A 24442-nucleotide genomic window follows, 5' to 3' on the forward strand; every position below is an offset into this window, starting at 1 on the left:
GGACAGAATGCGAATAAGTACGCTTTATATGTTTAAACAAAGCGCGGAGAGCATGTCGAAGCGCGTCAGTGATAATAACGATGTGTATATGCGTCTTTCGGCAGGCAAATCGCTGCTGCGTGCTTCCGATGACCCTAAAGGGGCGACCGATGCGGTGAAATATCAGGATGCGCTGGCAAAGCTCGAAATGTTCCGCAGCGCGCGTAGCGATGCGCGGAGCGCCCTGGAGCATGAGGATAATATCCTGAGCTCGGTCGGCAACCTGCTGACCACCAATCTGACCGAAAAAATCGTCGCCGCCAAAAGCGATACCTGGTCTGACGAAGACCGGGCGGCGCTGGGCAAAGAGATTGCCGGGATCCGCGCTAACCTGCTGGATTTAGCCAACACCCGCGACGGCAACGGGCGCTATATCTTTTCCGGATTCAAGACCGATACCCCTGCGTTTACCGACGCGGGCGTGTATCAGGGCGGCAGTCAGGTGCGTAAGCAAACCATCGCTGACGACAGCGACATGCCGGTCAGTCATTTGGGGAACGAGGTGTTTGGCGATATCTTTTCCATCCTCGATAAAGCGGTGGAAGAGCTGACGCGGGATCCAATTGTGAAGGAGGATCTGGATGACGCCCTGAGCGCAGCGAGTCTGGCGGTAGAAGACGGAATTAAACGTCTGGGTAAAACACAGGCTGAACTCGGAACCAACATGCAGCAGCTGGATGCGCTCGATTTGACCGGCGATACGCTGATCAATGACACCATCGTTAAGGTGCAAAACGCCATCGGGTCTGACTACGGCACCATGACCTCGTTAATCATGGATTCGAAAATGTCGGAATATGCGCTGAATGCGTCGATGCTGGTATTCCAGTCGATGCAGAAAATGAACCTGTTTGCCAAGTAAGACATTTTTTCTTCTCTTTTAATGTAAAGGCGCTCGCAGCGCACAGCCTTGTGCTGCCTGCTGCGAGCGACAACGGTCATGCTAAATAAACTAAAAATCTATACCGCGGTAAGCCTGGTTATCAGCCTGTTTGCCATTATTCTCCTCGGGGTAACGGTTTTTTCCGTTTCTAATTCCATCTCTAATAACGGTAATTTCAAACGTATTCTGGTGGCTTCAGAAAATAACGACCAGATGCGTGACACGGCATATAACATCAGCGCCACGCTGGCGAACATCAATGGCATGATGCTGATGTCGTCCCTGGGACATTCCCTGCCACCCGCGTTGGTAACGCACACACAGGATGTGCTGAAATCTGCCCACAATAATATGGAGCAGTTTATCGCTTCGCCCTTCAATACCCCCGAAGAAGAGAGTGCCGCAGCCCAGGTGAAGAGCGCATTTGATGCCGTTCATAAGGTGGCGCTGGCGCGAATGGATTACCTGCAACGTCCGCAGGAATACACCGGATCGCTGGAGAGCGAGATGGCAATGCGCACGACGCTGCGCGATAAAATTGAACGCTACAGTGACCTGACGGCCAGCCAGAGCAAACGCTACATCGACTCGGCGGAAACCGATTATCAGCGCATGATTAGCGTTGGCCTGGTGGTGCTTATCCTGTCGATTGCGATGCTGATAGCCGTACGTTTCTGGTTACGTAAAACGCTTGTGCGGCGTATGGAAATGACCGTCGAGGTGCTGAAAAAAATCGCCGCGGGCGATCTCAGCAACGCCGTCGAAACAGGCAGTGATAATGAAATCGGCAAGATGCTTAACGAAATGGAGCAGATGCGGACCTCGCTGACCGGCACTATCCTGGGCATCCGCCAGAGCGTGCAGCATATTCATACCAACGCTCAGGAAATTGCCCACGGCAATAACGATCTCTCTTCCCGTACCGAAGAGCAGGCGGCGGCATTGCAGGAAACTGCCGCCAGCATGGAGCAGATAAAAACCACCGTCCGTCAGAATGCTGATAACGCCCATGCCGCGCGCCAGTTGGCAGAAAGCGCCAGCAGCAACGCCGAACACGGCGGGGAAGCCATGCAGAGTCTGGAACATATCATGGCGCAAATCAGCGAAAGCTCGCGTCAGATTGCCGATATCAATAGCGTTATCGACAGCATCGCCAACCAGACCAACATTCTGGCGCTGAATGCCGCCGTCGAAGCCGCGCGCGCCGGTGAGCAGGGGCGTGGCTTTGCGGTGGTGGCCGAAGAAGTGCGTAACCTGGCCAAACGCAGCGCCGATGCGGCGAAAGAGATTAACCAACTGATCACGGTGTGTGTCAGCAATATGGATACCGGTTCGCGCCAGGTGAATCAGGCCAGCGTAGTGATGCAGGAGATTGTCAGTTCGGTAGCGCAGGTGACACAGATTATGGGTGAGATAACCTCTGCTTCTGACGAGCAGAGCGCGGGCATCAATCAGATTTCTCAGGCCGTGAATGAGATGGATCTGGTCACCCAGCAAAATGCCGCCATGGTCGAAGAAGCGGCGATGGCGGCCGGAGATCTGGAGGCGCAGTCCGATGCGCTGGAAAAACTGGTCGCGCAGTTTGTCCTGAGCACCGAAAGTGAACGAGTCAATAAACCCATGCTGGATGAGCGTATTACCCCGCGCCATCCTGTTATCAACGACAAAGATAACGCGCAGTGGGAAACGTTTTAATCCTGAGTCATACATTTAATTACCGTCAGGTTTGCGGCTAATTATCGTCATCAAAATTAGCCGCGCCTGAAGTAACAGATTGGGCATTTTTATAAAAGCTTATTGCACTATTTGAATGCTCATTTTCACCGGATAATTCTTACTGAGAATATTGGGTGGAAAGGAACGTGGACGGGATATACACGGCTGAAGGCCTTGAAGATAAAGCGGCACTGTGGTCGAAATTTCATAGCATCGTCCGGCAGGAAGCTTTGCGCTTGCAAAAACGCCTGCCCGCCAGTGTTGAACTGGACGACCTTATTCAGGCCGGGGCGATGGGTTTTTTAGGGGCGATTGAAAATTTCGATCCTAAAAAAGGGGTAACGCTCAGTGCATGGATTACGCAACGGGTACGCTGGTCATTATTAGATGAATTACGTGAGCGTGACTGGGTGCCTCGTCGGGTGCGAACGCACACCCGTGAAATAAGTGCCATTATCCAGCAAATAGAACAGGAGAAAGGAAGGGAGGCGACCGAGTCCGATATTGCGGAAAGAATGGGCGTGTCGCTGAAAGAGTTTCAGCAGATGCTGGCGGATAATAACAGCAGTCAGATGTATTCGATGGATGAGTTGCAGGAAAATTTTGCTGACGTGTGGGAAAACAACGGTGAAGAAAATGCGGCGCTGAATCCAGTGAATGACGCTATCCAACAAAATCTGATAGAGAATATTTCTGAACATATTCGGCTGATCCCTGAACGTGAGCAACGGATTTTGCAGTTGTACTATCAGCAAGATTTAAACATGAAAGAGATTGGTCTGGTACTGGGTATTACTGAGACACGTGTCAGTCAGTTGCATAGCCTGGCTGTCAAAAGGTTACGGAGTCGTATGGATTACGAGGCCGGAACGTAACAACTATCTAACATTAACAATATTAATATTGTTTATGATTAAGGACTTAGGTTAAAACCCGGAGAATTAAGAACGTTTAATAACGCTTATTGATCAATTGAATCAGGTGGTTACACGTTTAACGGTTGACCAGGACATTTCCGATGCGTTGTGCGGAAAATTCTTAGTGGATATGATTTGCTCAGCTTCACGGTGCAGTCATCCTTTGGCATTGAATTGAAAATTATATAATTGACTGAGTTATTCTCTAACGCGACTCAGGCATCTCAATGCCAAAAGATCCTCTGCATCAGTCCAGTAACGAAAGTTACGTATGTTGACTCCGCCAGCGCATGGCTGATGAATAATGAGGTCTTTCTTGTGTCCAACTTTGATGAGTACTTACAACAGATCCACGATATTAACTTGTCCTATCTTCTGCTGGCTCAGCAGTTAATTCGACAGGATAAATTTGCCGCAGGTTTTCGCCTGGGATTAGCAGAAGGTACGATTGATAATCTGAAAGAACTGTCGCTTCCACAATTAATGAAGCTGGCGGCAACCAATCAACTGATTTGCCGACTGCGCGTTGACGATGAAGTGGTGATTGAGAATTTGACTAAAGATTCGCGTATTGAGGCGTTACAGCAAATTCATACCGGAATTATTTTATCGACTAATTTGCTGAACTCACTGACTGAAGAACCGGTTGCCGTTGAACGAGGTGGCTGGAATGTCTGAGAAAAGCCTGCTGCAAGAAATTGAAGAAGTGAACATCGCGATGGGATTAATTTCTCTTGGCGCACGAATGCAGGTTCTGGAATCAGAAACCTCGTTAAGCCGTCGTCGCCTGTTACGCTTATATAAAGAACTGCGCGGCTGTCCGCCGCCGAAAGGGATGTTACCGTTTTCCGAAGACTGGTTTATGTCCTGGGAACAGAATATTCACTCGTCGATGTTTTATAACATCTATCTCTATTTAAAACAGACGAGTCAAGGCCGTCCGATTGAAACGCTGATGAAGACCTATCGGTTATATCTCGAACAGTGCAGTCCTTCGGCTGACGAGAAACCGGTATTGGGCCTGACGCGTGCCTGGACATTATTACGTTTTATTGACTGCGGCATTATTTCCCGCAAAGCCTGCAACGTCTGTCAGGGCGGCTTTGTGGTGACCACCGAGTTCATTAAAAACCCGTTTACCTGCAGCCTGTGTAGCCCACCTTCGCGTGCGTTCAAGAAGTCACAGGTCAGTCGCGGCGGGCGACCGAACCCGTTTGCCGTTCCGCTGAGAATGTCGGTGATCGCCTGATCCCCTGCGCGGTGGCGGGCACAGGATGGCATGTAGACGATGCCGCTTCAGGCGGCATCGGAGAGGAAATAAAAAGGAGTAGTTGTGTTAGTTATCTTTGGCTATCTTGTTGTTATCGTAACCGTTTTCGGTGGGTTTGTGCTGGCTGGTGGCCAAATGGCGGCCCTGTTCCAGCCAGTAGAGCTGTTGATCATCGGCGGAGCCGGGGTCGGGGCGTTTATCGTCGGCAATAACGTCAAGTCACTGAAAGCGACCGGTCGGGCGCTGGTGAAGCTGTTTGTTGGCCGTCGCTATAACAAAGCGGTGTACATGGATCTGATGGCGCTGCTGTTTTTACTGCTCTCCAAAAGCCGCGTACAGGGCCTGATGTCGCTGGAAAAGGACATTGAAGACCCACAGAACAGCGACATTTTCAGCGCTTATCCGCGCCTGATGACGGACCCGATGCTCAGCAACTTCGTGCTCGATTACTTCCGCCTGATGATTGGCGGCAGCATGAACTCGCATGAAATCGAAGCCCTGATGGACGAAGAGATTGAAACCTGCGAAGAAGAACTCGAAGTCCCGGCGCACAGCCTGAACACGGTGGGCGATGCCTTCCCGGCTTTCGGGATCGTGGCGGCGGTGATGGGCGTGGTCAATGCACTCGGGGCAGCCGATCGCCCGGCGGCGGAGCTGGGGATGCTGATCGCGCACGCGATGGTCGGCACCTTCCTTGGCATTCTTATCGCCTACGGATTCGTTCTGCCGCTGGCGACCCTGCTGCGCCAGAAGAGCACCGATCAGGTCAAAATCCTGCAATGTATCAAGGTGACGCTGCTCTCCAGCCTCAACGGCTATGCACCGCAAATCGCGGTCGAGTTTGGCCGTAAAACCATTTTCACCAGCGAACGCCCGTCGTTTGAGGAGCTGGAAGATCATGTGCGTGAGGTTAAATCCAACGCCAGTAATAAAACCAAAGCCACGGAAGCTGCCGCATGAAAACGGGATCTCCGGTGATCATCTCGCGTAAGCGTAAAAAGAAAAAACGCGAACACCACGGCGGGACCTGGAAAATTGCCTACGCCGACTTTATGACCGCGATGATGGCGTTTTTCCTGGTGATGTGGCTGCTTTCCCAGTCTACCGACATGCAGCGGGAGCTTATCGCCGACTACTTCCGCATGCCGCTGAAACCGTCTATGGCGAACGGCGACAAAACCAGCCTGAGTGACAGCATCATTCCCGGCGGCGGCGACGATCCGATTAAACAAAAGGGCGAAGTCTATAAGGGCAAGCTCGACAGTATGGACAGGCAAAAACGGGTGCAGAGCCTGCGCCAGGCCAAAGAGAAGCTGCAGGCGATGATCGAAACCGATCCGCGTCTCAACAATTTTAAATCGAACATCCTGCTGACCCTGACCAACGACGGCCTGCTGATCCAGATTACGGATACTGAGGACAGGCCGATGTTCAAGGTCGGCAGTGAGCGTCCCGAGCAGTACATGAACGGTATCTTGCAGGCGCTGGTGCCGCTGCTCAATGAACTTCCCAACACGCTGAGCCTGACCGGGCATACCGATTCCCTGCCTTATGCCGGGGGCGATGGGGGCTACAGTAACTGGGAGCTGTCATCCGGACGGGCCAACGCCGCGCGCCGGGTGCTGGTCAGCGCCGGGCTCAGCGATGAACGTTTCCTGCGGGTGATCGGCACCGCCAGCCGGATGCCGTTGGCCGACGTCACGGCGGATAACCCGAAGAACCGTCGAATCAGCATTCTGGTGCTCAGCAAACCCAAAGAGCAGGAGATCCTGATGGAGAACACGCCGTCGCCGCAGCCAGAGCCGCGGGTGCCGAACACCACGCTGCAACCGGTACAGGGTTATACCGATGGACATGAATGATTTTTCAGAGATTTTCTTTACCGAAGCGGAGGAACTGCTGGCCGAAATGGAACAGCAGCTGCTCGGGCTGGATATCAGCACGCCGGATAAAGAACAGCTTAATGCCATCTTTCGCGCGGCCCATTCGCTGAAAGGCGGTGCCGGGACGTTTGGTTTTGTCGCCCTGCAGGAGACCACGCACCTGCTGGAAAACCTGCTCGATCAGGCACGCAGCGACGAGCTTCAACTCAACCGGGCGATCATTAACTTATTTTTGGAAAGTAAGGACATTATGCAAGCGCAGCTGGAGGCCTACCAGGCGTCTCAGGATCCCGACGAGGCGAGTTTCCGCTATATCTGTGAAGCGCTGCGGGACATCGCATTACAGGAACAGGGGGCTGTTGCGCCCGTTATATCTGATGTTACCCCGCAGGTCGTGGCTGTTAGCCAGAACGGCAGCAGCACCGACGGCGAAACGTTACTCAGCGTAACGCTCAGCAACGTCGAGGGCGACGAGCAGGGGCTGCTGCGCGAAGAGTTGGCGCACCTGGGCGATATTCAGCAGATTGAAACTTCGGCCAACAGTATGACGGTCGCCCTGTCGACGACCGCCACGGCGGACGATATTACCGCCGTGCTCTGTTTTGTTCTCGATGCCGCGCAGATTGTGATTCAGCCCTGTCCCCCCGTGGACGCCGCTTCAACAGAAGCTGACCCCGTTCCGGCACCGACACCAACCCCCGCGCGCCCGGCCAGCGCACCGCGCGCGGCGAATCAGGAGTCGGGCAGCATTCGGGTGGCGGTCAGTAAGGTCGATCAAATTATCAACCAGGTCGGGGAGCTGATCATCACCCAGGCGATGCTCTCCCAACTGACCCATACCCTTGAACCCGCCAGTCACGACATGCTGTTGAACTGTGTCGCGCAGATGGAACGCAATACGCGTGAGCTCCAGGAATCGGTGATGTCGATTCGCATGATGCCAATGGACTACGTTTTCAGCCGCTTCCCGCGGTTGGTGCATGACCTCGGTTCGCGCCTCAATAAAGAGGTCGAATTGACGCTGCAGGGCGGTTCCGCCGAGCTGGATAAGAGCCTGATTGAGCGCATTATCGATCCGCTGACCCATCTGGTGCGCAACAGCCTCGACCACGGCTTTGAGTCCAAAGAGACGCGCCTCGCTAATGGCAAATCGGCCGTCGGTCATCTGACGCTGTCGGCAGAGCATCACGGGGGCAACATCGTGATTGAAGTCACCGACGATGGCGCCGGTCTGAACCGGGAAAAAATCCTCGCTAAGGCCCGCTCGAAAGGGATGAACGTGAGCGATACCCTGAGCGATGACGAAGTGTGGATGCTGATTTTCGCCGCCGGTTTCTCGACCGCCGAGAGCGTGACCGATGTCTCCGGACGTGGGGTGGGGATGGATGTGGTCCGGCGTAATATCCTGGCGATGGGCGGTCATGTGGACGTGCTGTCGACCCCGGGCCAGGGCACCACCGTGCGCATTATTCTGCCGCTGACGCTGGCTATTCTCGACGGGATGTTGGTGAAAGTGGGCGAGGAGATTTATGTCCTGCCATTGGGGGCGGTGATGGAGTCCCTGCGGCCGACCGAAGCGATGCTGTGTCGCTTTGTCGGCGAAGAGCGCTTACTGCACGTGCGTGGGGAATACCTGCCGCTGGTGATGGTGCGCGAGCGTCTTTCCGTTCCGGGGGAAGGGCCGGGCGACGAGGGGATCGTGGTGATCGTCCAGAGCGCGGGCTGTCGCTATGCGCTGTCGGTCGATCAGCTCATCGGGCAGCAGCAGGTAGTGGTGAAAAATCTCGAACAAAACTACCGCAAAGTGCCAGGCGTCTCGGCGGCGACGATCCTCGGCGACGGCAGCGTGGCGCTGATCCTCGACGTGGTGGAAATGGCCAATCTTAATCATCAGCACAGTAATCATGTCGGCGCTGAGTCCGGCATCGAAGGAGTAACAGCATGACGCATGCAACCGCGGTTAAATCCGTCAGCGCCGACGCAGCGGCGCAGGAATATCTGGTGTTTCGTCTCGGGCAGGAGCAGTACGGGATTGAGATCCTCAAGGTGCAAGAAATTCGCGGCTGCGATCGGGTGACCCGTATTCCCAACGCCCATGATTTCATCACCGGCGTTACCAACCTGCGTGGCGTGATCGTCCCGATCGTTGATCTGCGCGTGCGTTTTCAGCTGCCGGTGGTGGAAAACGATGAGAACACGGTGGTTATCGTGCTCAATCTCAACGATCGGGTGGTGGGGATCGTGGTCGATGGGGTGGTGGACGTGTTGTCGTTGGAGCCTGAGCAGGTGAAACCGACCCCGGACGTCGCCTCGGTGCTATCAAGCCGCTACCTGCTGGGGCTGGGGGTCATCGACAGCCGGATGATTATTCTGGTCAACATTGAGAAACTGCTCAGCCGCGAAGAGATGGCGCTAATGGATTCATTGACCGAAAGCTACGCTGAGTAATCCCGCTGCCCGATGGCGCTGACGCTTATCGGGCCTACGGTTTGTAGGCCGGGCGCTACGTCAGCATTCACTCCATTGCCACATGGATAGCCTCGCCGAGTTTTTCCATCACCTCGCGGTGCTTGTCGCTGGTCGGCAGGGCGCAGTTGATGCGCAGGCAGTTGCGGTACTTGCCGGACGCGGAAAATAGCGACCCCGGTGCGACCTGTATTTTCAGCTCACACAACTGCTTCGCCACACACACCATATCGACGATTTCCGGTAATTCCACCCACAGCATAAACCCGCCCTCGGGCCGGGTGACGCAGATCCCGCAGGGAAAATACTGGCGCAGCCAGCAGGTGTAGGTCTCCATATTGCTCTGATAAATCTGGCGCATTTTGCGTAAATGGCGGTGGTAGTGGCCTTCGCGTATGAACGCTGCGACCGCCAGCTGGGTCGTGGGCACGTTGGTGCCGCTGGCGGCATATTTCATGTGCAGCACCCGGTCATGATAGCGGCCAGGCACTATCCAGCCGACGCGCAGGCCGGGGGCGATGGTTTTGGTAAACGAGCTGCACAGCAGCACCCGGCCGTCGATATCCCAGGATTTAATGGTGCGCGGGCGCGGGTAGTCGTTCGCCAGCTCGCCATACACATCGTCTTCGAAAATCACAATATCGTGGCGTTGGGCCAGGGCCAGCACCGCGCGTTTGCGGGCATCCGGCATGATAAAACCGAGCGGGTTGTTGCAGTTAGGGACGAGGATCACCCCTTTGATTGGCCACTGCTCGAGCGCCAGTTCGAGGGCTTCCACGCTGATCCCGGTTTGCGGATCGGTGGGGATCTCGATGGCTTTAATATCGAAGCCGCGCAACAGCTGCATGGTGCCGTAAAACGACGGCGATTCGATGGCCACGATATCGCCCGGTTTGCACACTGACAGCAGGGCAATCGCCAGCGCCGCGTGGCAGCCGCTGGTGATGATGATGTCGTCGGCGCTGACCGCCGCTTCGCTGTCGAGCATCAGGCGGGCTATCTGTTCGCGCAGTTCCCGACGGCCCGCCAGTTCGTCATAGCTGAAGATCTCGGCACTGTTGTGCTGTACCAGGCGGCTCATCTCGCGCCAGAGTGGTTTCAGCCCCGGCTGCGTGACGTCCGGCGAACCGCCGCCAAAAGGAATAATCGATTTATCATGGCGAGCATCCAGCAGGGTTAAAATTTGATCCCAGTGGCTGACATCCACCGGACGCTGAACCGGGCGCGACATCGCCGGAACCGGCGGCTGGGCTTTGCGCGGAGCAATAAAATAGCCGGAGCGTGGCTGCGGCGTGACCAGCTGTAGCGTTTCCAGCGTCTGGTAAGCCTGCTGGACGGTGCTGATACTGACGCCGTGTTCCTGACTGAGACTGCGCACCGACGGCAGTTTTTCGCCCTGACGATACAGCCCTTGTTCGATCCGGTCGGCGATAATATTCGCCAGATGCTGGTAACGCGTCATTGCTGTATCCCCATTTCTCACCATACAGATGATTAAACCAGTACAGATCGGCGCGAAAAACGCCGTGCAGATACCGTTTTAGCCAATCTGTATGTTAAAGAAAAGTAGAATTTGAATCTGTATTGTAAAGGCTGCTCCCGGCGATGATAGGGCATCGACAGCGTGGGGAGGTGCAGGATGGAATTTCATGAAAATCGCGCGAAAGCGCCATTCCAGATTTTTGTATTGATTGGCCGCTGGGCGTTACAAAGCTGGCGGGTCTGGCAAACGCGCCGCATGTTAGACCGCCTGAGCGACGAGCAACTTAAAGACGTCGGCCTGCGGCGCGACGACTACTGCTAAGGGTTCAACCCGGCCATCGTGCCGGGTTTTTTGTTTCACATTCCATGCTCTTTGACCAGGACGTTTCTTGATACTTATCAGGGTAAGTATTAATCTCTGGCCACGTTGTCAGGGGGACGCTATGACTGAAGAAGCTTTGTTCGCCCGCCGTCCGATGGGGATGCGCATGGCGATGGTGGTGCGCCAGTGGCGTGGGATTATCGATAATGCGATGACCGATACCGGCTTGACGCAGTCGAGCTGGACCACGCTCATGCAGCTCCAGCAGTCGGGCGATAATATATCCGTCAGCGAACTGGCTGAAATGCAGGGCATTGAACTGCCGCCGCTGATGCGCACCCTGGTTCACCTCGAAGAACAGGGCTATTTGCTGCGTACGATATCGCCGTACGACAAGCGATGCCGCCTGTTAACGCTGACCCCGAAAGGCCGTGACGTTCTGCAACGGCTGACCAACGTGATTGAAGCCTGTCAACAGCGGGTGACGGAAAACATTCCTGCCGACGTCATGGACGCCTTTAGCGACACGCTTAACCAACTCGCCTGCAATCTGCGGAACATCCGCGACGACATAAATAAGATCTAAAAAAAATGATGAGCCCCGAACAAAAATTTGCCCGCTGGGTTAGGGTCAGTATTGCCTCTTTCCTGCTGATGTTTATTTACTTTATTGTGGCCGATATCTGGATCCCGCTGACGCCGGATTCCACAGTGATGCGCGTGGTCACGCCGGTATCGGCCCGCGTCTCTGGCTATGTTTCACAGGTGTATGTCCATAACAACAGCCAGGTGAAAAAGGGCGATGTGCTGTACGAGTTGGACCCGACGCCGTTTATCAATAAGGTGGAAGCCGCACAAATCGCGCTGGAACAGGCGAAGCTCACCAATCAGCAGTTGGATGCACAAATTGCCGCCCAGCTCGCCAATCTCAAGACCGCGCAGATAACCGCCCGCAATAATCAGGCGACGTACAGCCGCTATCAGCGCCTGGCGACGATGCAGAACGTGTCGCAGCAGGATCTGGATAACGTGCGCACCGCCTGGCAGAACAGTCAGCAATCGGTCAGTTCGTTAAATGCGAGCATTGATAATCTGCGGATCCAGCGCGGCGAACGCGACGATGACCGCAACGTCACGCTGCAAAAATACCGCAATGCGCTGGAACAGGCGCAGCTCGATTTGGGCTGGACCAAAATCCGCGCCGAGGCCGACGGGACGGTGAGTAACCTGCAACTCAGCCCTGGCTTGTATACCAGTGCAGGCAACGCGCTGCTGGCGCTGGTCAATCACGATACTGATATCGTGGCTGATTTTCGTGAAAAAAGTCTCCGCCATACCCACGCCGGAACCGCTGCCGCGGTGGTGTTTGATGCACTGCCGGGAAAAGTGTTCCGCGCACATGTGACCAGCAGCGATGCGGGGATCCTGGCCGGGCAACAGGCGGTCAACGGGCAGCTTTCCCAGCCGGAAGTATCAAACCGTTGGGTGCGTGATGCCCAGCGGATGCGCATTCACATCGAACTGGATGAGGCCATTGATAAAACGCTGCCGACCGGGTCGCGGGCGACCGTTCAGCTGTATAACAGCGAGGGGATCTTTGCCCGATTTTTCTCCGGGCTGCAAATCCGTCTGGTGAGCTGGCTGCATTATGTCTATTAATACCCTGGCGCGCGTTTTCACCCCGCACGACAACATCGTCTACACCGCCAACGACTTTCGGCAGACGTTGCGGATAGTGTTCGCCGGGATGATTGCGCTCAGCATTTCGACTTTTTACAACGTGCAATACGGCGTCTTTTTCGTGGTCTATCCCCTGATGCTGCTCTCGCTGGTGCCGGTGTTTAATCGCCATGTGGCCACCCAGTTTGTGTTCAGCGCGGCACTGAACTGCGTTGAAATGGTACTGATCATCGGCTATCTGTCGCAATGGCCGGTGGTGATGACGCTGGTGGTGTTTGCGCTGTATGTGATGCGCTTTCGCTTTATGAGCCAGGGGCCGCTATTTTTGTTCGGTTCGATGGGCGTGGTATGCCAGAGCGTGATGCTCAATTTTATGAGTTATTCCACCAACAGCTGGCACACCCTGATGTTTTCCAATATCGAGGCCAGCATTATGGCGGTGGCGTTAAGCGCGCTGATGCATTTTCTGCTGCCCGACGTGGAGCCGCGTCAGCCGCCGCCGCGCATTGAAAAAAATGCGGCGCGCGTTCGCCATGAATCTCTGCTTTCCGGCACCGTGGCGACGATTATCTTTGTGATTTTTCAGGTCTGCGATCTGAGCGATTCGCTCTCGGCGTTAATGGCGGGCGTGCTTATTCTGTTTCCGATGCATTATCGCGGAGCGGTGCTGAGTTCGCTCTGGCGCGTGGTCGGGGTGGTACTCTCCTGCCTGTATATCCTGCTGGTGCAGCTGGTGCTTTACGATCACAGTAGCCACATGTTGCTGATGATGCCGTTGATTGGCCTCGGACTGGCGTTCAGCGCCCGTCTGCACGTCATGGAAAAAGTCGGGGCCGGGGTCGGGTTCGCCAGCATCACCACCATTGGCATCATGTTTGGGCAAAACCTGCACCCGGAACAGGACCTGGTGTTCAGCGATCTGTACCGCGTGGTCTCGGTGACGGTCTCGCTGCTGGCCACGCTGACGATGGTCTTTCTGCTGCACCTGATCCTCAACCGCTTCGCCGCCACCCGGTTTGTGGTGAATAACCCGAATGCGTGACGCCCGATGGCGCTGGCGCTTATCAGGCCTATAAAGCCCTAGGCCGGGCGCTAGCCTCAATGAATCAAGGGCATCACCAGCGCCGGGAGCTGGGACAGGAGCCATAAAATCAGGCCGATGGTGCCGCCGACCAGCGTGCCGTTAATGCGGATAAACTGCAGATCCTTGCCGATGTTCAGCTCAATCTGGCGCGACATGTCCCGTGCATCCCAGCTTTTGACCGTATCGCTGATGTGACGGGTGAGGAATCTGGCAAAGTCAGGTGCCACCCGGCGAGCGGCCTGTTCGAGATGGCCGTTGAGCGAGGCGCGCAGGGCGCTGTCGGCTACCAGCGTTTCACCGAACCATTGCCCGGCTTCGGCAATTCGCTTCTGCGTCCGGGAATCCTCGTTTTGCATATCATCCTTCAGCCACTGGCGTAAATCGGCCCACATTTCGCCGAGATAGCGATTAAACGCCTCATCGTCTTTCAGATAGCGTTTGATATTGTCGGCTTTAACGGCCATCTCCGGGTCGGATTTCAGGTTGTCGATGAGCTTGCGTACCGCGTTATCAAAGGCGTGACGCACCTGATGGGCGCTGTCCTGGCTGACGTCATCCAGCAGGGTATTCACCGCCTCGGTGACCATTTCGGCGCTGTGTTCGCCCAGCCATTCGGTCGGCAACAGTTTGGCTTTCAGCGGATGCTCTTTCTCCAGCCAGTGAATAATTTGCCGGGCAATAAACTCACGGCTGCTTTCCCGCTGGAGCAGGGCGATCAACTGGGCAATCAGCGCGTCGAGCAGCTTCTGATGGCGGTTGTTTTTGGTCATACTCTCCAGCATCACTGCGCTGGTGCCGGTTAAATCGACCTTATCAATCGCTTTATGCACCGCGCGTTTGAGCAATCCCTGAATCCGTGAGTCGTCGGTTAGTTCGAGAAAACCGCTCATTACCTTGATCAAATGCTGGCCTACGCGCTGCGCGTTATCAGGCTGCTTAAACCAGTTCCCAATCATCAGCGCCGGTTCATGTTTCTGAATTAAATTCACCAGCGACTGGGTATCCAGAAATTTTTCCTGCACGAAATGCCCGAGATTGTCGCCAATCCGGTCTTTATTGCGCGGGATAATCGCCGTATGACGGGAAATGAACGGCAGCGGCACGCGGCGAAATAAGGCCACTACCGCAAACCAGTCGGCCAATGCGCCAACCATTGCCGCCTCCGATATCGCCTTCAGCGCCCCGACCCACGGGACAGGCGGCAAGAATAGCGTGGTGACGAAAATGGCGGCCGCAATCAGCAGCAATGAGAGCGCCAGCAGTTTGGCGCGTTTGAGTTCAGCTAATTTATCCATAGGTATAAGCATAGAGCGGGACGGCGGTGGATGGCAAAATGTTGCACTAAATCGCTACCCGGCCTCGGACTGAATGTCGTGCCCTATGGCGAAAGGGCTCTATTCGTCGCGCAACGCCTGTAAAAAGTGGGTGAACAGCGTCGGCAATGGTTCGTCGTACCACAGAGCATACAGATCGGCGGGGATCGTCTCGTCGAGTTTGAGAAACACCACCCCGGGCCAGTGGATCAATGCGCAGGATTCAGGCAGGAGCGACACGCCGTTGCCGGTGCTGACCAGCGCCAGCGCGGTTTGCGGCTCGAACACCTGATGGGTTATTAACGGTGAAACGCCCCGTTCCAGGCAGTGGTCATACACCTGACGAGCAAAATCGCTGTGGGTGAAGGAGAGTGAGATAAAGGCGCGATCGGCCAGATCTTTCAGAGATACCGTCCCGCGCTGGCACAGTGGATCGTTTTCATGCACTGCCACCCGCATCGCTTCCCGGGCGATCAACTGGCAGCGGATCCGACTCTCAACGTGCGGAATGACGTTACGGTTGATGGCAATATCAATGGTGCGGGCGCGCAGAGCCTCGATTTGTTCCTGCTGGCCGACTTCGTGCAGGGTCCAGTTGACGTCCGGATTCGCTTCGCGAAAGGCTTTCATCCGCGTCAGCAGGGGGCCCCACATCGCGCTGCCGATTACCCCGATGTTGATATGCTGCTTCTGGCTGCGGCCAATCTGGCGCACATAGTTTAGTGACTGCTCGGTGGCGCTGAGCAGCCTGTCCACTTCCGTTTTCAGCACTTTTCCGGCGTGGGTTAAGGCGACCTTACGGCTGGAGCGTTCGAATAACTCCACCCCGAGGATCGCTTCCAGCTCTTTGATTTGCACGCTGAGCGGCGGCTGAGAGATGTTGAGCTTCGCGGCGGCACGACCAAAATGCAGCTCGTCGGCGAGGATCTGAAAGTAGCGCAGCATCCGCAAGCGGACGCGGCTGTTGGCCTGGGGATCGAGCATACCGGGCACCGTAAAGAAGGAGGGTGGCGGTATGATGCAACCCTCCCGGAAGGCTGTCAAACCGTGACCGCCTCGCCCTGATGCAGGCGTTCTGCTTTGCTACAGGCGATGGCCGCCAGCAGCGTTATCATTAACAGTGCGTAGGCACAGGTTGAGGCATTCACCGCGCCGTGCAGGCCGTAGCGGCTGTTGACCAGGGATGAAACGGTGGCAAACAGCAGGGTGCCGACGGTGCCGCAGGTCAGCAGCGCGGAGATAAGCGTTGGCGAACTGCGGCTGACCTGCAACGACCCGTAGCTCATCAGGCCGGAGAATAGCCCGGAGTTGAAGAAGCCGAATGCTCCACAGGCAACCAGGATGAGCGTGGTGTTAGCGCTGTTGCTGATAAGTGCGATGGCGACCAGCCCCACGGCGGTACAAATCAGCAGGAAAGTACGCAGCTTCATCCATTTGACGGTGAACTGATTCAGGAACAGCCCGATCGCTTTTGCCACCCAGTATACGGTGGTGAACAGCGCGGCCTGTTCCGGCAACAGCGTAAAGCGCCATTGCAGATAGCCCGGCGTCCACAGGGTAAATATCGGTTCGGCCAGCAGGAACAGGAACAGCGCGCCGCACAGCAGCCACACCGAACGGCCCCAGGGTTCACTGCGGGTAACGTCCTGATGGGTGTCCACTGGCGCTTCGGTGGCCGGATAACGGCTGCGCAGGGTGAGAATAAGCATCACTACGCCAAGACCGCCCATAATGGCGTACATCGCTATCCAGCTCGCGCCGAGTTTAAACAGCCACGCCAGCAGGAACGAGAGGGTGGCCCCCGCCAGGCTGAAGAAGAAGTCGGTGAAGATCAGGCTCGACGAACGGCTTTTTTCGTCCGGATTGATGCGCACCACCAGATAGCTGCCGATGGTCATGAAGATGCCGCCGCAGGCACCAATAATGGCGACGGCGATACTGAACATGGTCAGCGTCGGGGTGACGAACAGCAGGGCGCTGATGAGAATGGTCAGCGCGGCGGCACTCACCAGCGGCTTTTGCAGCCCCCATTTTTTCATCAGAATGCCGCCGAGCATGATCGGCACAAACATGCCGATATTCATGAGGGTGAACACCTGGCCGATAAAGCTCGGATCTTTATTAAAGGCGGCGCACAGCGGGCCGAGGACGATGCCAAGCGTCGAGACCAGCGCGCCGACGAAGTAATAGCTCAGATATGAAATCGCATTCAGACTGCCGCGAGAGTAATTTTCTGACATCTGCATTTCTCCTGGCGGGCAGTGCGCCCGCCGCTGGACGGGAACTTAGCGGCAGTTCTTCACGAACTGGCTAATCAGGCGAATGAAATCGTCGGTGACCATCGCCGCGCATTTCAGGGTTTGTTCGTGGGACAGTTCCACGTCGCTCAGGCCTTCCGCCATGTTGGTAATGGCCGACACCGCCAGCACTTTCAGGCCGCAGTGGCGGGCGACAATCACTTCCGGCACCACCGACATGCCGACCACGTCGCCACCGATTTTTTGCATCATGCGGATTTCCGCCGCGGTTTCGAAGTTCGGCCCCGGATAGGAGACGAACACCCCTTCGTGCAGCGGCAGGTCGAGGCTTTCCGCGGTGTGGTGCAGCTTCGCGCGCAGGTCCTGGTCATAGGCATTGGCGAGGCTAAAGAAACGCGGCCCGAAGCGGTCATCGTTCGGGCCAACCAGCGGCGTGGACGGCATGGTGTTGATGTGGTCGTTCAGTGCCACCAGGCTCCCGGCCGGAATAGCAGGATTCAGCGAACCTGCGGCGTTGGTGCAGAACATAAACTCACAGCCGAGCAGCTTAAAGGTGCGCACCGCATGGGTCATGATGCCCATCCCGACGCCCTCGTAAAAATGCCCGCGCCCCTTCATGCAGATCAAGTCCACCCCGTGCAGCGAGCCCATCACCACTTCGCCCGCGTGCCCAATCACGGTGCTGACCGGGAACCCCGGCAGTTTTTCGTAAGAGATAACGGTTTTGTTTTCCAGCTTATCGGCCAGCACGCCGAGGCCAGAACCGAGGATAAACGCAATGCGCGGCGTAAAACCGGGCTTCGCGGCCTTGAGGACTTCAACCGCTTCAAATGGGGTGTCGTTAATCACGGAATGAGACATACATAGCTCCTGAATGCGTTGGGTATGTGCCCATTCTGAGAAGCGAGCGATGGGGAATCCAATTGGATATAAGCAGGTATTGATTCGATTTTTCGAATAGATAGAAAGGGCGGGATGATGGATGTGTGGGATTTCAGTGGGTTACGTGGAGTCGTTGTTTAGCGTGGTGGCTGGTGTGTGGAAAAGGGTGGCTTGAAGTGTGATGGGGTTCACTGGTGGGGAGAAGGTGCTGAACGGCTAATAATTATATAAATGATGTATTAATGTTCTGAGTTTATTTGCTGAGTGTATATATTGAGTTATAAATTGCGCGTTGAGTTATTTTATATTATTTTGATTTTAAATCTCGCATAGATAAATGGATATTTATTATGGCAGATACTAGGGATATAGAAGACATAGCAAGCAGGATAGTCGATATTGTTGTTTCACCGGATACCGTTACTGGATTGATTAACGGAGCACTGACCGTTCCACTCGACCTCGGGTATCTTACCGTGGGCTATTTTGATACTGATTCTCGCTTTGAACATCAAATACAGCGTATCCGTATGGCTGAGGCCATACACAATGATATTCTTAATTATGAGAACATAACTAATGCCATTGAGTTAATATTTAAAGAATTCAATAAGCATCTTACCGTAAATCAGCAAGATAAAGCTTATCGTGGCGTGGTGTCTTCAATTGCGGGTCGGTTGACTACCGCAAAAATAGTGTCAATTATCGGTGCTGCGGTACTTACACGTGTCTCAATGATTGGGGCAAAAAGCGCGAAAAGCTGGATTGGAAAAATAACATTGATTCTTCTCGTTGGTGGCATGAGTGAGCGTTCAATCCGGAAATCTGAAAATTTGGCTATTGAAGCGCCTGAAATATATGAAATACTTCGGCCCCATGATTATGATCTCACCTATTTTTTGTTTGAGCCTGCGGTAAAGCCCTTTGTTGAGGCTATCCATGTGGGTGTATCACAGGGACAACCCTGGTTCGATAAGATTATCGATCGTATTGAGAGTAAATTACATGTCACGCAATAATCCACTCACCATCATCTTCAACAAGATTCTGAAGGGGTTAGCGCTTATCGCCGTAAACGTATGGGCATTCATTGAATCTGTACTCTTTGTTGGCGGTTTAATCGGCTGCATTATGCTTCCTGTCCAGTGGCCAATGAAATTTGTTTTTGCAGGTCTATGGCTGGTGGCTTTCTTCGCCGTCACCAGACTCTTTGGGTTGTTAGAAACCTACCTTGGGAAAAATAAAAAAAGGAAATAATATGTCTAATCCAGCTTATCTTTGGTTAACCGATGAAAATAATTCACCTATTGTGGGGGGAAGTTGTGTACTAGGGCGTGTAGGTTCTATTGAGATAAAATCATTGTCACATCATATGACTATCCCAACCGATCGTAATACTGGCAAACTCACCGGTACACGTCTTCATACTCCAGTATTATTTCAAAAGGAATTTGACCGGGTAACGCCACTTCTGTATCGCGCGATTAGTCGTGGTATTACGTTAAAAAAAGCAGAAATAAAAATGTATCAAATTCTTGAGTCGGGAATTGAAGCTGAGTACTTCAATATTCTGATGGAGAATGTAAAGATTACAGGCATTACTCCCAGTCTTCATCCTGGTTCGGGTTGTGGAACACATATAGAAAATATTGAACTTCGCTATGAATCAATTCAGTGGAAGTATGTAGACGGAAATATTATTTTCAAAGATAGCTGGAATGAACGAACTACGGCCTGAAAAGTTAGGCTCTCGCAGCCCCGGCTGGTGAACATTACCGGCGCTGCGAACCACAATCGGCTAAACGTCGATTTGCTGTTTTCCACCATGGTTATCAGCTCCATGATTTGTTGTTGCTTACGTTCGGAGAGCTTCTGAATGCGGAACATAGTGTCTTCCAGCGCCGGTTGCAGATTTTTGCGGTAATGACAATGCATTCGTCCATCACCCGGACTTCCAACTTACGCCCCGGCTCAAAACCGGCTTTCGCCAGCCACTGGCCGCGCAATATAATCGCATCTACCTATTCCCTATAAACCGTCATTTCCTCGTCATCTTTCTGTCATCTCCCATTCTTATGGTGTTTCACATTCATAAAAAGGTGACAACAACATGAAAATTAAACTTATTTCTCTGGTAATTGGCACGACCCTTTCTTTCTCTGCGCTGGCGGCGCAACCGACCGCGGAGCGCTTTGTGGTGAGCTTCCCTGAAGGCTCGCACATCAACTACAGCGGCGCGTTTGCCAGCGCGTTTCCGAACGGCTTGCCGGTGGGGATCGGCTCTGGCCTGCTGTTTACCGGCAAGCAGGGCGATGCGCTGACCTTTGCTACCGTGACGGATCGTGGCCCGAATGCGGATGCGCCGAAGGTCGGCCAGAACGAAGCGAAGATTTTTGTGACGCCGGATTTTGCGCCACAGCTGATGTCTATCCGGGTGGAAAACGGCAAAGCCGAGGCCACAAATGTGCGTCCGCTGCATGACGATAAAGGCAATATCAACGGTCTGCCGCTGCAAAGCGGAGTGATTGGCTCTACCAACGAAGTGGCGCTGAGCGATACCCTGAAAACCCTGACCGGGGATAATCGTGGCCTGGATACCGAAGGCATTACCCCGGACGGCAAAGGTGGTTTCTGGCTGTGTGACGAGTACGGACCTTTCATCGTTAACGTCGACGGCAAGGGCAAAATCCTCGCCATTCACGGCCCACAGGCGCTGGACGGCGAAAAATCGATTGCCGGTGGTCTGCCGAATATCATCAAGTGGCGTCAGCCAAACCGTGGCTTTGAGGGCATTACCCGAATGCCGGATGGGCGCATTATCGCGGCGGTGCAGAGCACGCTGGATATCGACGGCAAGAGCAAGAAAAAGGCGCTGTTTACCCGCCTGGTGAGCTTCGACCCGGCGACCGGCAAAACCGCGATGTACGGCTATCCGATTGATGACGTGTATGACAAAAACAGCGATGCCAAAATCGGCGATATCGTGGCGCTGGACGACCACCACATCCTGCTGATAGAGCAGGGCGGCGATAATAACGATGTGATGCGCAATAACATCTACAAGGTGGACCTAAGCAAGGCCAGCGATCTGTCGGCGTTTGATAAACCGGGCGAATACCCGGAATTTGACAGTGCGGATCAACTGGCCACGCGTGGGATCACGTTGGCGAGTAAAACCCTGGCGGTCGATCTGCGTAAGCTCGGCTGGCAGCAGGAAAAAGCTGAAGGGCTGGCGTTGATCGATAGCAAGACTCTGGCGGTGGCTAATGATAATGACTTTGGGGTGAAAACCGTGATGCAGCAGCCGCTTGACGGCAAAAAGCTGAAGGATTACCGGGTCAACGATCAGGGCAAGCTGACGGTGGACGATAAGGTGGTGGCGACGACTATCGACATTAAACCGCTGGAAAAACCGGAAGCAGATAGCGAGCTGTGGGTGGTGACGCTGCCGGAACCGTTGCTGTAATTATCTGCATTCTGCACAGGGCAAATTCCACCGTTTGTCTGATTCATCACCCTATGCATGATGGGTGTCGTGTTGGGTTAAAACTGTGGAATAATGTCGCCATTATGAGCCTATCCCGTTAGGCTCTAACCATGGTATGGGAGTGGATAATGGCGACTGAACTGCTGGGACTGACGTGGGATGAGAACGTTCTCCCCGAGGTCAAAGAAGTGGGTACACGTGTAGCACTTTTTACCTTCAAAACCCATATGGCAGGGTTCGTTTGGGATGCCGCTCAGTTGGAGAATAATCCCTACACCTTTGTTGAAGTGAAAACCTTGCTCGATGGCGTGACCGTGGGAGGGCATAAAGTCAGCGATACCGAGCAGGTGCTAAATCTGGCGGATAGCGGTAAAAAGCTGATCGAATTAGTGCAGTCCGGTCGGTTTGACCTTGATAAAAGAACCTTCACGCTGCTGCATAGCATCATTGCACGTAATGAAGCCTTAGAGTGGGGAGTGTTCCGGGGCGAAGGCGAGGAAGTGCATTACAGTGCCCGTGTTCATCTCGGGGAACTGGGCACCCATTTTCCGCCGGTGACAGAGGCCGGAGCACAGGAGTTGAACCGAATTTTTACTGAAGGCGTCAGCCAAATAAAAATGCTGGATCCTTTTGAGGGTGCACTGGCGATGTTTTTGTTTGGTGCATATTTTCAATTTTTCTTTGATGGTAACAAGCGCACCAGTCGCCACATGATGAATGGCTGGCTGATGCAGCATGGCTATAATCCAATCAGTATTCCTGCGGCTCGCGCACTGGAATTTAACAGTAAAATGGTGCGCTTTTATCACAGCAAAAACGCGAGCGAAATGATGGCGTTTTTGGCGGATTGTTATCAGCCGTGAGTAGATGCCGGAGGGCAGCGCGCAGAGAGGCAAATGCCTGGTCACTCAATCATCTGAGACGCATGTTCATACGTTTCGACTAAATGATCGCGCAACACGCCAGAGCCATGCAGGGTCACCAGTAGGTTCTGCCGCGCCCGGGTAAAACCGACATATAACCGCTTAATGTCATCGCTGAGATCGTCTTCGTTATCCCTTCTTTTAGCCGCATCCATAATAACAACCGACTGGAACTCGAGGCCTTTGCTGCTCGGCAAAGGCATTATGCAGAGAGTTTCATGCTGTGGAGACCAGTTTTTTTTATCGTTGCTGTTGATAATGATTTGGTGGGGAATTTTGCGTGTTTCGAGATGAGACTGGAGTGAATGACTGATGCTGTATGTGGAGGGACAGAGAATGGCAATATCGGACCATGCAACACCCTGCTGATGTTGTTCCACGACCCAATCCAGGGCACAGATTATTTCTTCATCCTGACTACTGAAACAGGCAAGAGAGGGGTAATTACCATGCTTTCCTCCGGCATCAGGCTGATGATACTGGAGCGCATCTTCAATATGGTTGTTCAGATAGTTGAAGGCGATACTACTGGCGAAATGCAAAATTTGCTGCGTATTACGGTAATTGATATTGAGAATAGTTGTGCGCCCCTGCGCTTTAATATCCACGCTTGATAAGGTGAAATCCAGCGCTTTCTTTTTTTGGTAAATAGATTGCGTGTCGTCATAAAGAAACAGCAACGCGTTATCCTTCGTATCCGGCATCCGTGCAAGGATTTTTAGCCATTCAGGCTTAAAGTCGTGGCCTTCATCTATTAATACGGCGCTATATTGCTCGGGTTCAATTACCCCATCGTTGAACCCCTGGATGAATGCCTCTTCCATTCGTTCAATATAGTCTTTTTTATTGCCAGGCTGAAGGTTATGTTTCTTTAATAATTGATTGCACCAGGAATGAAAATGGGTGACTTCAACAGGTAGACGCAGCGTGTGGGTCGCCAGCATTGACTTCAGTTTTTTTGCCAGAGTGATGTTGTAGCAAATCACCAGGATGGGTTTATCGCTCTCGAGCGTTTTTGCCAGTTCCAGACAGCGGTGGAGCAAAATGAGTGTCTTACCCGAACCGGCGACGCCGTGTATCACTCGATGTCCTGTGCCCATGCTTCGCGCCAGGAGCTCTTGCTGCGTATCCATGATTGAGACGATATCCGGTGCGCTAAGGGTAAACGTGTTGGCAGCCACGTCGGTGATCGCCGGGTTAATACGAATGTCGGGATAGAGGTGCCAGCGAATACGGTCAATTTTCTGCGGGTCTATCTGGTGTGAAAAAGGATGCTTAAGCAGTGACATAAGGCAGTGCGACACACTCTCCCGAGACATGAATTCATTGAGCTCGTCTTTACAGATGACCAGATCGTTGGGCAAGAGCTCGGCGAGTTCTTCGTGTGAAAAGGCTTTATTGAGCTGGGCGCGGGTGATGTTGGAAAGGTAGACGCCGTAGCCATAGGGTAGAATAAAACTCCCCTTGTATTTGCCTTCCTGTTGCTGTAATTGCGGATCTTTTTTCAGGCTATCAATGGTCTGGAAAGCGTATTGCCGAACTTGTTCGATGGGATTTTTTAATGCTTCAACGGCATTTTTTATTTCATAGAATACCGTTGATTTATTGACGGATTTTATTTTAGTGATAAACCAATCTTTAACTTCCAGAAATAACATTCCGTTATCGGGGGCGAGGATGACAAAATCAGGATGCATACGCTTTTCACCCATCGGTATGTCATACCAGCACGTGTAATTATCGTTCAGTCCCCTTTCTAAAATCCGTGCTAATCTTTTCTCACCCGCCGTTATTTTTTCACTACAGCTGCTTATTGTCGGAATAATGATAGCCATGT

At 53.6% G+C, this 24442-nt stretch carries 25 protein-coding genes; 18 read left to right on the forward strand and 7 right to left on the reverse strand.

All coding sequences use genetic code 11. The features are described from left to right. Positions 1–7 precede the first annotated feature (7 nt). The 9 genes from flgL to ACG0Z5_RS02045 all read left to right on the forward strand — a co-directional run bounded on the left by flgL (position 8) and on the right by ACG0Z5_RS02045 (position 9156). Positions 8–901: a flagellar hook-associated protein FlgL gene (flgL, locus tag ACG0Z5_RS02005; protein ID WP_394445080.1), complete on the forward strand. Its 894-nt coding sequence runs from the start codon at positions 8–10 to the stop codon at positions 899–901. 78 nt (positions 902–979) lie between these two features. Then, the gene (locus ACG0Z5_RS02010; RefSeq protein WP_394445081.1) at positions 980–2617 is read left to right on the forward strand and encodes a methyl-accepting chemotaxis protein; all 1638 of its coding nucleotides are present in this window, start codon (positions 980–982) and stop codon (positions 2615–2617) included. Positions 2618–2784: 167 nt separating this feature from the next. Then, a complete protein-coding gene (locus ACG0Z5_RS02015) occupies positions 2785–3513 on the forward strand; it encodes an RNA polymerase sigma factor FliA (RefSeq protein ID WP_394445317.1) in 729 nt (242 codons plus the stop codon). A gap of 360 nt (positions 3514–3873) precedes the next feature. Further along, positions 3874–4233: a flagellar transcriptional regulator FlhD gene (gene flhD, locus ACG0Z5_RS02020; RefSeq protein WP_394445082.1), complete on the forward strand. Its 360-nt coding sequence runs from the start codon at positions 3874–3876 to the stop codon at positions 4231–4233. After that, positions 4226–4804, forward strand: a complete 579-nt coding sequence (flhC, locus tag ACG0Z5_RS02025; RefSeq protein WP_394445083.1) for a flagellar transcriptional regulator FlhC — start codon at positions 4226–4228, stop codon at positions 4802–4804. The genes flhD and flhC overlap by 8 nt, the downstream gene beginning before the upstream one ends. 84 nt (positions 4805–4888) lie before the next feature. After that, a complete protein-coding gene (motA, locus tag ACG0Z5_RS02030; RefSeq protein WP_394445084.1) occupies positions 4889–5785 on the forward strand; it encodes a flagellar motor stator protein MotA in 897 nt (298 codons plus the stop codon). After that, positions 5782–6687 (forward strand): flagellar motor protein MotB, encoded by a 906-nt coding sequence (motB, locus tag ACG0Z5_RS02035; protein ID WP_394445085.1) that lies wholly within the window; start codon positions 5782–5784, stop codon positions 6685–6687. Before motA ends, motB begins: the two co-directional genes overlap by 4 nt. Further along, positions 6674–8653 (forward strand): chemotaxis protein CheA, encoded by a 1980-nt coding sequence (gene cheA / locus ACG0Z5_RS02040; protein WP_394445086.1) that lies wholly within the window; start codon positions 6674–6676, stop codon positions 8651–8653. The genes motB and cheA overlap by 14 nt, the downstream gene beginning before the upstream one ends. Beyond that, complete coding sequence (locus ACG0Z5_RS02045) at positions 8650–9156, forward strand: chemotaxis protein CheW (protein WP_394445087.1); 507 nt, start codon at positions 8650–8652, stop codon at positions 9154–9156. The genes cheA and ACG0Z5_RS02045 overlap by 4 nt, the downstream gene beginning before the upstream one ends. A 67-nt stretch (positions 9157–9223) precedes the next feature. On the opposite strand, the gene ACG0Z5_RS02050 is transcribed toward ACG0Z5_RS02045, so the two are convergent. Continuing rightward, positions 9224–10636: a PLP-dependent aminotransferase family protein gene (locus tag ACG0Z5_RS02050; protein WP_394445088.1), complete on the reverse strand. Its 1413-nt coding sequence runs from the start codon at positions 10634–10636 to the stop codon at positions 9224–9226. A gap of 177 nt (positions 10637–10813) precedes the next feature. On the opposite strand from ACG0Z5_RS02050, the gene ACG0Z5_RS02055 reads away from it, so the two are divergent. The 4 genes from ACG0Z5_RS02055 (at position 10814) to ACG0Z5_RS02070 (ending at position 13700) form a co-directional block, all read left to right on the forward strand. Further along, on the forward strand, positions 10814–10978 hold the full coding sequence (locus ACG0Z5_RS02055; protein ID WP_394445089.1) for a DUF1127 domain-containing protein: 165 nt from the start codon (positions 10814–10816) through the stop codon (positions 10976–10978). A gap of 121 nt (positions 10979–11099) precedes the next feature. Continuing rightward, on the forward strand, positions 11100–11564 hold the full coding sequence (locus ACG0Z5_RS02060) for a MarR family winged helix-turn-helix transcriptional regulator (RefSeq protein ID WP_394445090.1): 465 nt from the start codon (positions 11100–11102) through the stop codon (positions 11562–11564). Positions 11565–11569: 5 nt separating this feature from the next. After that, the gene (locus tag ACG0Z5_RS02065) at positions 11570–12637 is read left to right on the forward strand and encodes an HlyD family secretion protein (protein ID WP_394445091.1); all 1068 of its coding nucleotides are present in this window, start codon (positions 11570–11572) and stop codon (positions 12635–12637) included. Then, positions 12627–13700: a DUF2955 domain-containing protein gene (locus ACG0Z5_RS02070; protein ID WP_394445092.1), complete on the forward strand. Its 1074-nt coding sequence runs from the start codon at positions 12627–12629 to the stop codon at positions 13698–13700. Before ACG0Z5_RS02065 ends, ACG0Z5_RS02070 begins: the two co-directional genes overlap by 11 nt. A 56-nt stretch (positions 13701–13756) precedes the next feature. Here ACG0Z5_RS02070 and ACG0Z5_RS02075 read toward each other — a convergent pair whose 3' ends face one another. The 4 genes from ACG0Z5_RS02075 to xapA form a co-directional block, all read right to left on the reverse strand. Further along, the gene (locus tag ACG0Z5_RS02075; RefSeq protein ID WP_394445093.1) at positions 13757–15037 is read right to left on the reverse strand and encodes a DUF445 domain-containing protein; all 1281 of its coding nucleotides are present in this window, start codon (positions 15035–15037) and stop codon (positions 13757–13759) included. Between the two features lie 99 nt (positions 15038–15136). Next, entirely contained in the window at positions 15137–16039 is a 903-nt protein-coding gene (locus ACG0Z5_RS02080) for a LysR family transcriptional regulator (protein WP_394445094.1), read from the reverse strand. 56 nt (positions 16040–16095) lie between these two features. Then, complete coding sequence (gene tsgA, locus ACG0Z5_RS02085; RefSeq protein ID WP_394445095.1) at positions 16096–17295, reverse strand: MFS transporter TsgA; 1200 nt, start codon at positions 17293–17295, stop codon at positions 16096–16098. A 45-nt stretch (positions 17296–17340) separates the two neighbouring features. Continuing rightward, entirely contained in the window at positions 17341–18174 is an 834-nt protein-coding gene (xapA, locus tag ACG0Z5_RS02090) for a xanthosine phosphorylase (RefSeq protein WP_394445096.1), read from the reverse strand. Between the two features lie 371 nt (positions 18175–18545). Here xapA and ACG0Z5_RS02095 point away from each other — a divergent pair, with 371 nt between their 5' ends. The 3 genes from ACG0Z5_RS02095 to ACG0Z5_RS02105 are packed head-to-tail and all read left to right on the forward strand — an operon-like array spanning position 18546 to position 19933. Next, positions 18546–19214 carry a hypothetical protein gene (locus ACG0Z5_RS02095; RefSeq protein ID WP_394445097.1) on the forward strand — a complete coding sequence of 223 codons (669 nt, stop codon included), beginning with the start codon at positions 18546–18548 and terminating at the stop codon, positions 19212–19214. Further along, positions 19201–19452 carry a hypothetical protein gene (locus ACG0Z5_RS02100; RefSeq protein ID WP_394445098.1) on the forward strand — a complete coding sequence of 84 codons (252 nt, stop codon included), beginning with the start codon at positions 19201–19203 and terminating at the stop codon, positions 19450–19452. Before ACG0Z5_RS02095 ends, ACG0Z5_RS02100 begins: the two co-directional genes overlap by 14 nt. Position 19453: 1 nt before the next feature. Continuing rightward, a complete protein-coding gene (locus tag ACG0Z5_RS02105) occupies positions 19454–19933 on the forward strand; it encodes an Hcp family type VI secretion system effector (protein ID WP_394445099.1) in 480 nt (159 codons plus the stop codon). 94 nt (positions 19934–20027) lie between these two features. On the opposite strand, the gene ACG0Z5_RS02110 is transcribed toward ACG0Z5_RS02105, so the two are convergent. Further along, entirely contained in the window at positions 20028–20201 is a 174-nt protein-coding gene (locus ACG0Z5_RS02110) for a SymE family type I addiction module toxin (RefSeq protein ID WP_394445100.1), read from the reverse strand. Between the two features lie 104 nt (positions 20202–20305). On the opposite strand from ACG0Z5_RS02110, the gene ACG0Z5_RS02115 reads away from it, so the two are divergent. Both ACG0Z5_RS02115 and ACG0Z5_RS02120 read left to right on the forward strand, forming a co-directional pair. Beyond that, positions 20306–21661: an esterase-like activity of phytase family protein gene (locus tag ACG0Z5_RS02115; RefSeq protein ID WP_394445101.1), complete on the forward strand. Its 1356-nt coding sequence runs from the start codon at positions 20306–20308 to the stop codon at positions 21659–21661. Positions 21662–21810: 149 nt separating this feature from the next. After that, complete coding sequence (locus ACG0Z5_RS02120; protein WP_394445102.1) at positions 21811–22545, forward strand: Fic family protein; 735 nt, start codon at positions 21811–21813, stop codon at positions 22543–22545. A 41-nt stretch (positions 22546–22586) separates the two neighbouring features. Here the strand turns inward: ACG0Z5_RS02120 and ACG0Z5_RS02125 are convergent, their stop codons facing one another. Next, on the reverse strand, positions 22587–24440 hold the full coding sequence (locus ACG0Z5_RS02125; RefSeq protein WP_394445103.1) for a 3'-5' exonuclease: 1854 nt from the start codon (positions 24438–24440) through the stop codon (positions 22587–22589). Between the last annotated feature and the right edge of the window lie 2 nt (positions 24441–24442).

It is taken from the genome of Scandinavium sp. M-37 (assembly GCF_043558715.1).
Classification (GTDB): Bacteria; Pseudomonadota; Gammaproteobacteria; order Enterobacterales; family Enterobacteriaceae; genus Scandinavium; species Scandinavium vulneris_A.

Bases quoted from the DNA above. Each gene is read 5' to 3' on its own strand.
- ACG0Z5_RS02050 (WP_394445088.1), bottom strand. From the start codon at position 10,636: ATGACGCGTTACCAGCATCTGGCGAATATTATCGCCGACCGGATCGAA.
- motB (WP_394445085.1), top strand. From the start codon at position 5,782: ATGAAAACGGGATCTCCGGTGATCATCTCGCGTAAGCGTAAAAAGAAA.
- cheA (WP_394445086.1), top strand. From the start codon at position 6,674: ATGGACATGAATGATTTTTCAGAGATTTTCTTTACCGAAGCGGAGGAA.
- flgL (WP_394445080.1), top strand. From the start codon at position 8: ATGCGAATAAGTACGCTTTATATGTTTAAACAAAGCGCGGAGAGCATG.
- ACG0Z5_RS02010 (WP_394445081.1), top strand. From the start codon at position 980: ATGCTAAATAAACTAAAAATCTATACCGCGGTAAGCCTGGTTATCAGC.
- ACG0Z5_RS02080 (WP_394445094.1), bottom strand. From the start codon at position 16,039: ATGCTCGATCCCCAGGCCAACAGCCGCGTCCGCTTGCGGATGCTGCGC.
- ACG0Z5_RS02115 (WP_394445101.1), top strand. From the start codon at position 20,306: ATGAAAATTAAACTTATTTCTCTGGTAATTGGCACGACCCTTTCTTTC.
- xapA (WP_394445096.1), bottom strand. From the start codon at position 18,174: ATGTCTCATTCCGTGATTAACGACACCCCATTTGAAGCGGTTGAAGTC.
- ACG0Z5_RS02075 (WP_394445093.1), bottom strand. From the start codon at position 15,037: ATGGATAAATTAGCTGAACTCAAACGCGCCAAACTGCTGGCGCTCTCA.
- ACG0Z5_RS02070 (WP_394445092.1), top strand. From the start codon at position 12,627: ATGTCTATTAATACCCTGGCGCGCGTTTTCACCCCGCACGACAACATC.
- tsgA (WP_394445095.1), bottom strand. From the start codon at position 17,295: ATGTCAGAAAATTACTCTCGCGGCAGTCTGAATGCGATTTCATATCTG.
- flhC (WP_394445083.1), top strand. From the start codon at position 4,226: ATGTCTGAGAAAAGCCTGCTGCAAGAAATTGAAGAAGTGAACATCGCG.
- ACG0Z5_RS02120 (WP_394445102.1), top strand. From the start codon at position 21,811: ATGGCGACTGAACTGCTGGGACTGACGTGGGATGAGAACGTTCTCCCC.
- ACG0Z5_RS02065 (WP_394445091.1), top strand. From the start codon at position 11,570: ATGATGAGCCCCGAACAAAAATTTGCCCGCTGGGTTAGGGTCAGTATT.
- ACG0Z5_RS02125 (WP_394445103.1), bottom strand. From the start codon at position 24,440: ATGGCTATCATTATTCCGACAATAAGCAGCTGTAGTGAAAAAATAACG.
- ACG0Z5_RS02045 (WP_394445087.1), top strand. From the start codon at position 8,650: ATGACGCATGCAACCGCGGTTAAATCCGTCAGCGCCGACGCAGCGGCG.
- ACG0Z5_RS02095 (WP_394445097.1), top strand. From the start codon at position 18,546: ATGGCAGATACTAGGGATATAGAAGACATAGCAAGCAGGATAGTCGAT.
- ACG0Z5_RS02105 (WP_394445099.1), top strand. From the start codon at position 19,454: ATGTCTAATCCAGCTTATCTTTGGTTAACCGATGAAAATAATTCACCT.
- ACG0Z5_RS02055 (WP_394445089.1), top strand. From the start codon at position 10,814: ATGGAATTTCATGAAAATCGCGCGAAAGCGCCATTCCAGATTTTTGTA.
- ACG0Z5_RS02060 (WP_394445090.1), top strand. From the start codon at position 11,100: ATGACTGAAGAAGCTTTGTTCGCCCGCCGTCCGATGGGGATGCGCATG.
- ACG0Z5_RS02100 (WP_394445098.1), top strand. From the start codon at position 19,201: ATGTCACGCAATAATCCACTCACCATCATCTTCAACAAGATTCTGAAG.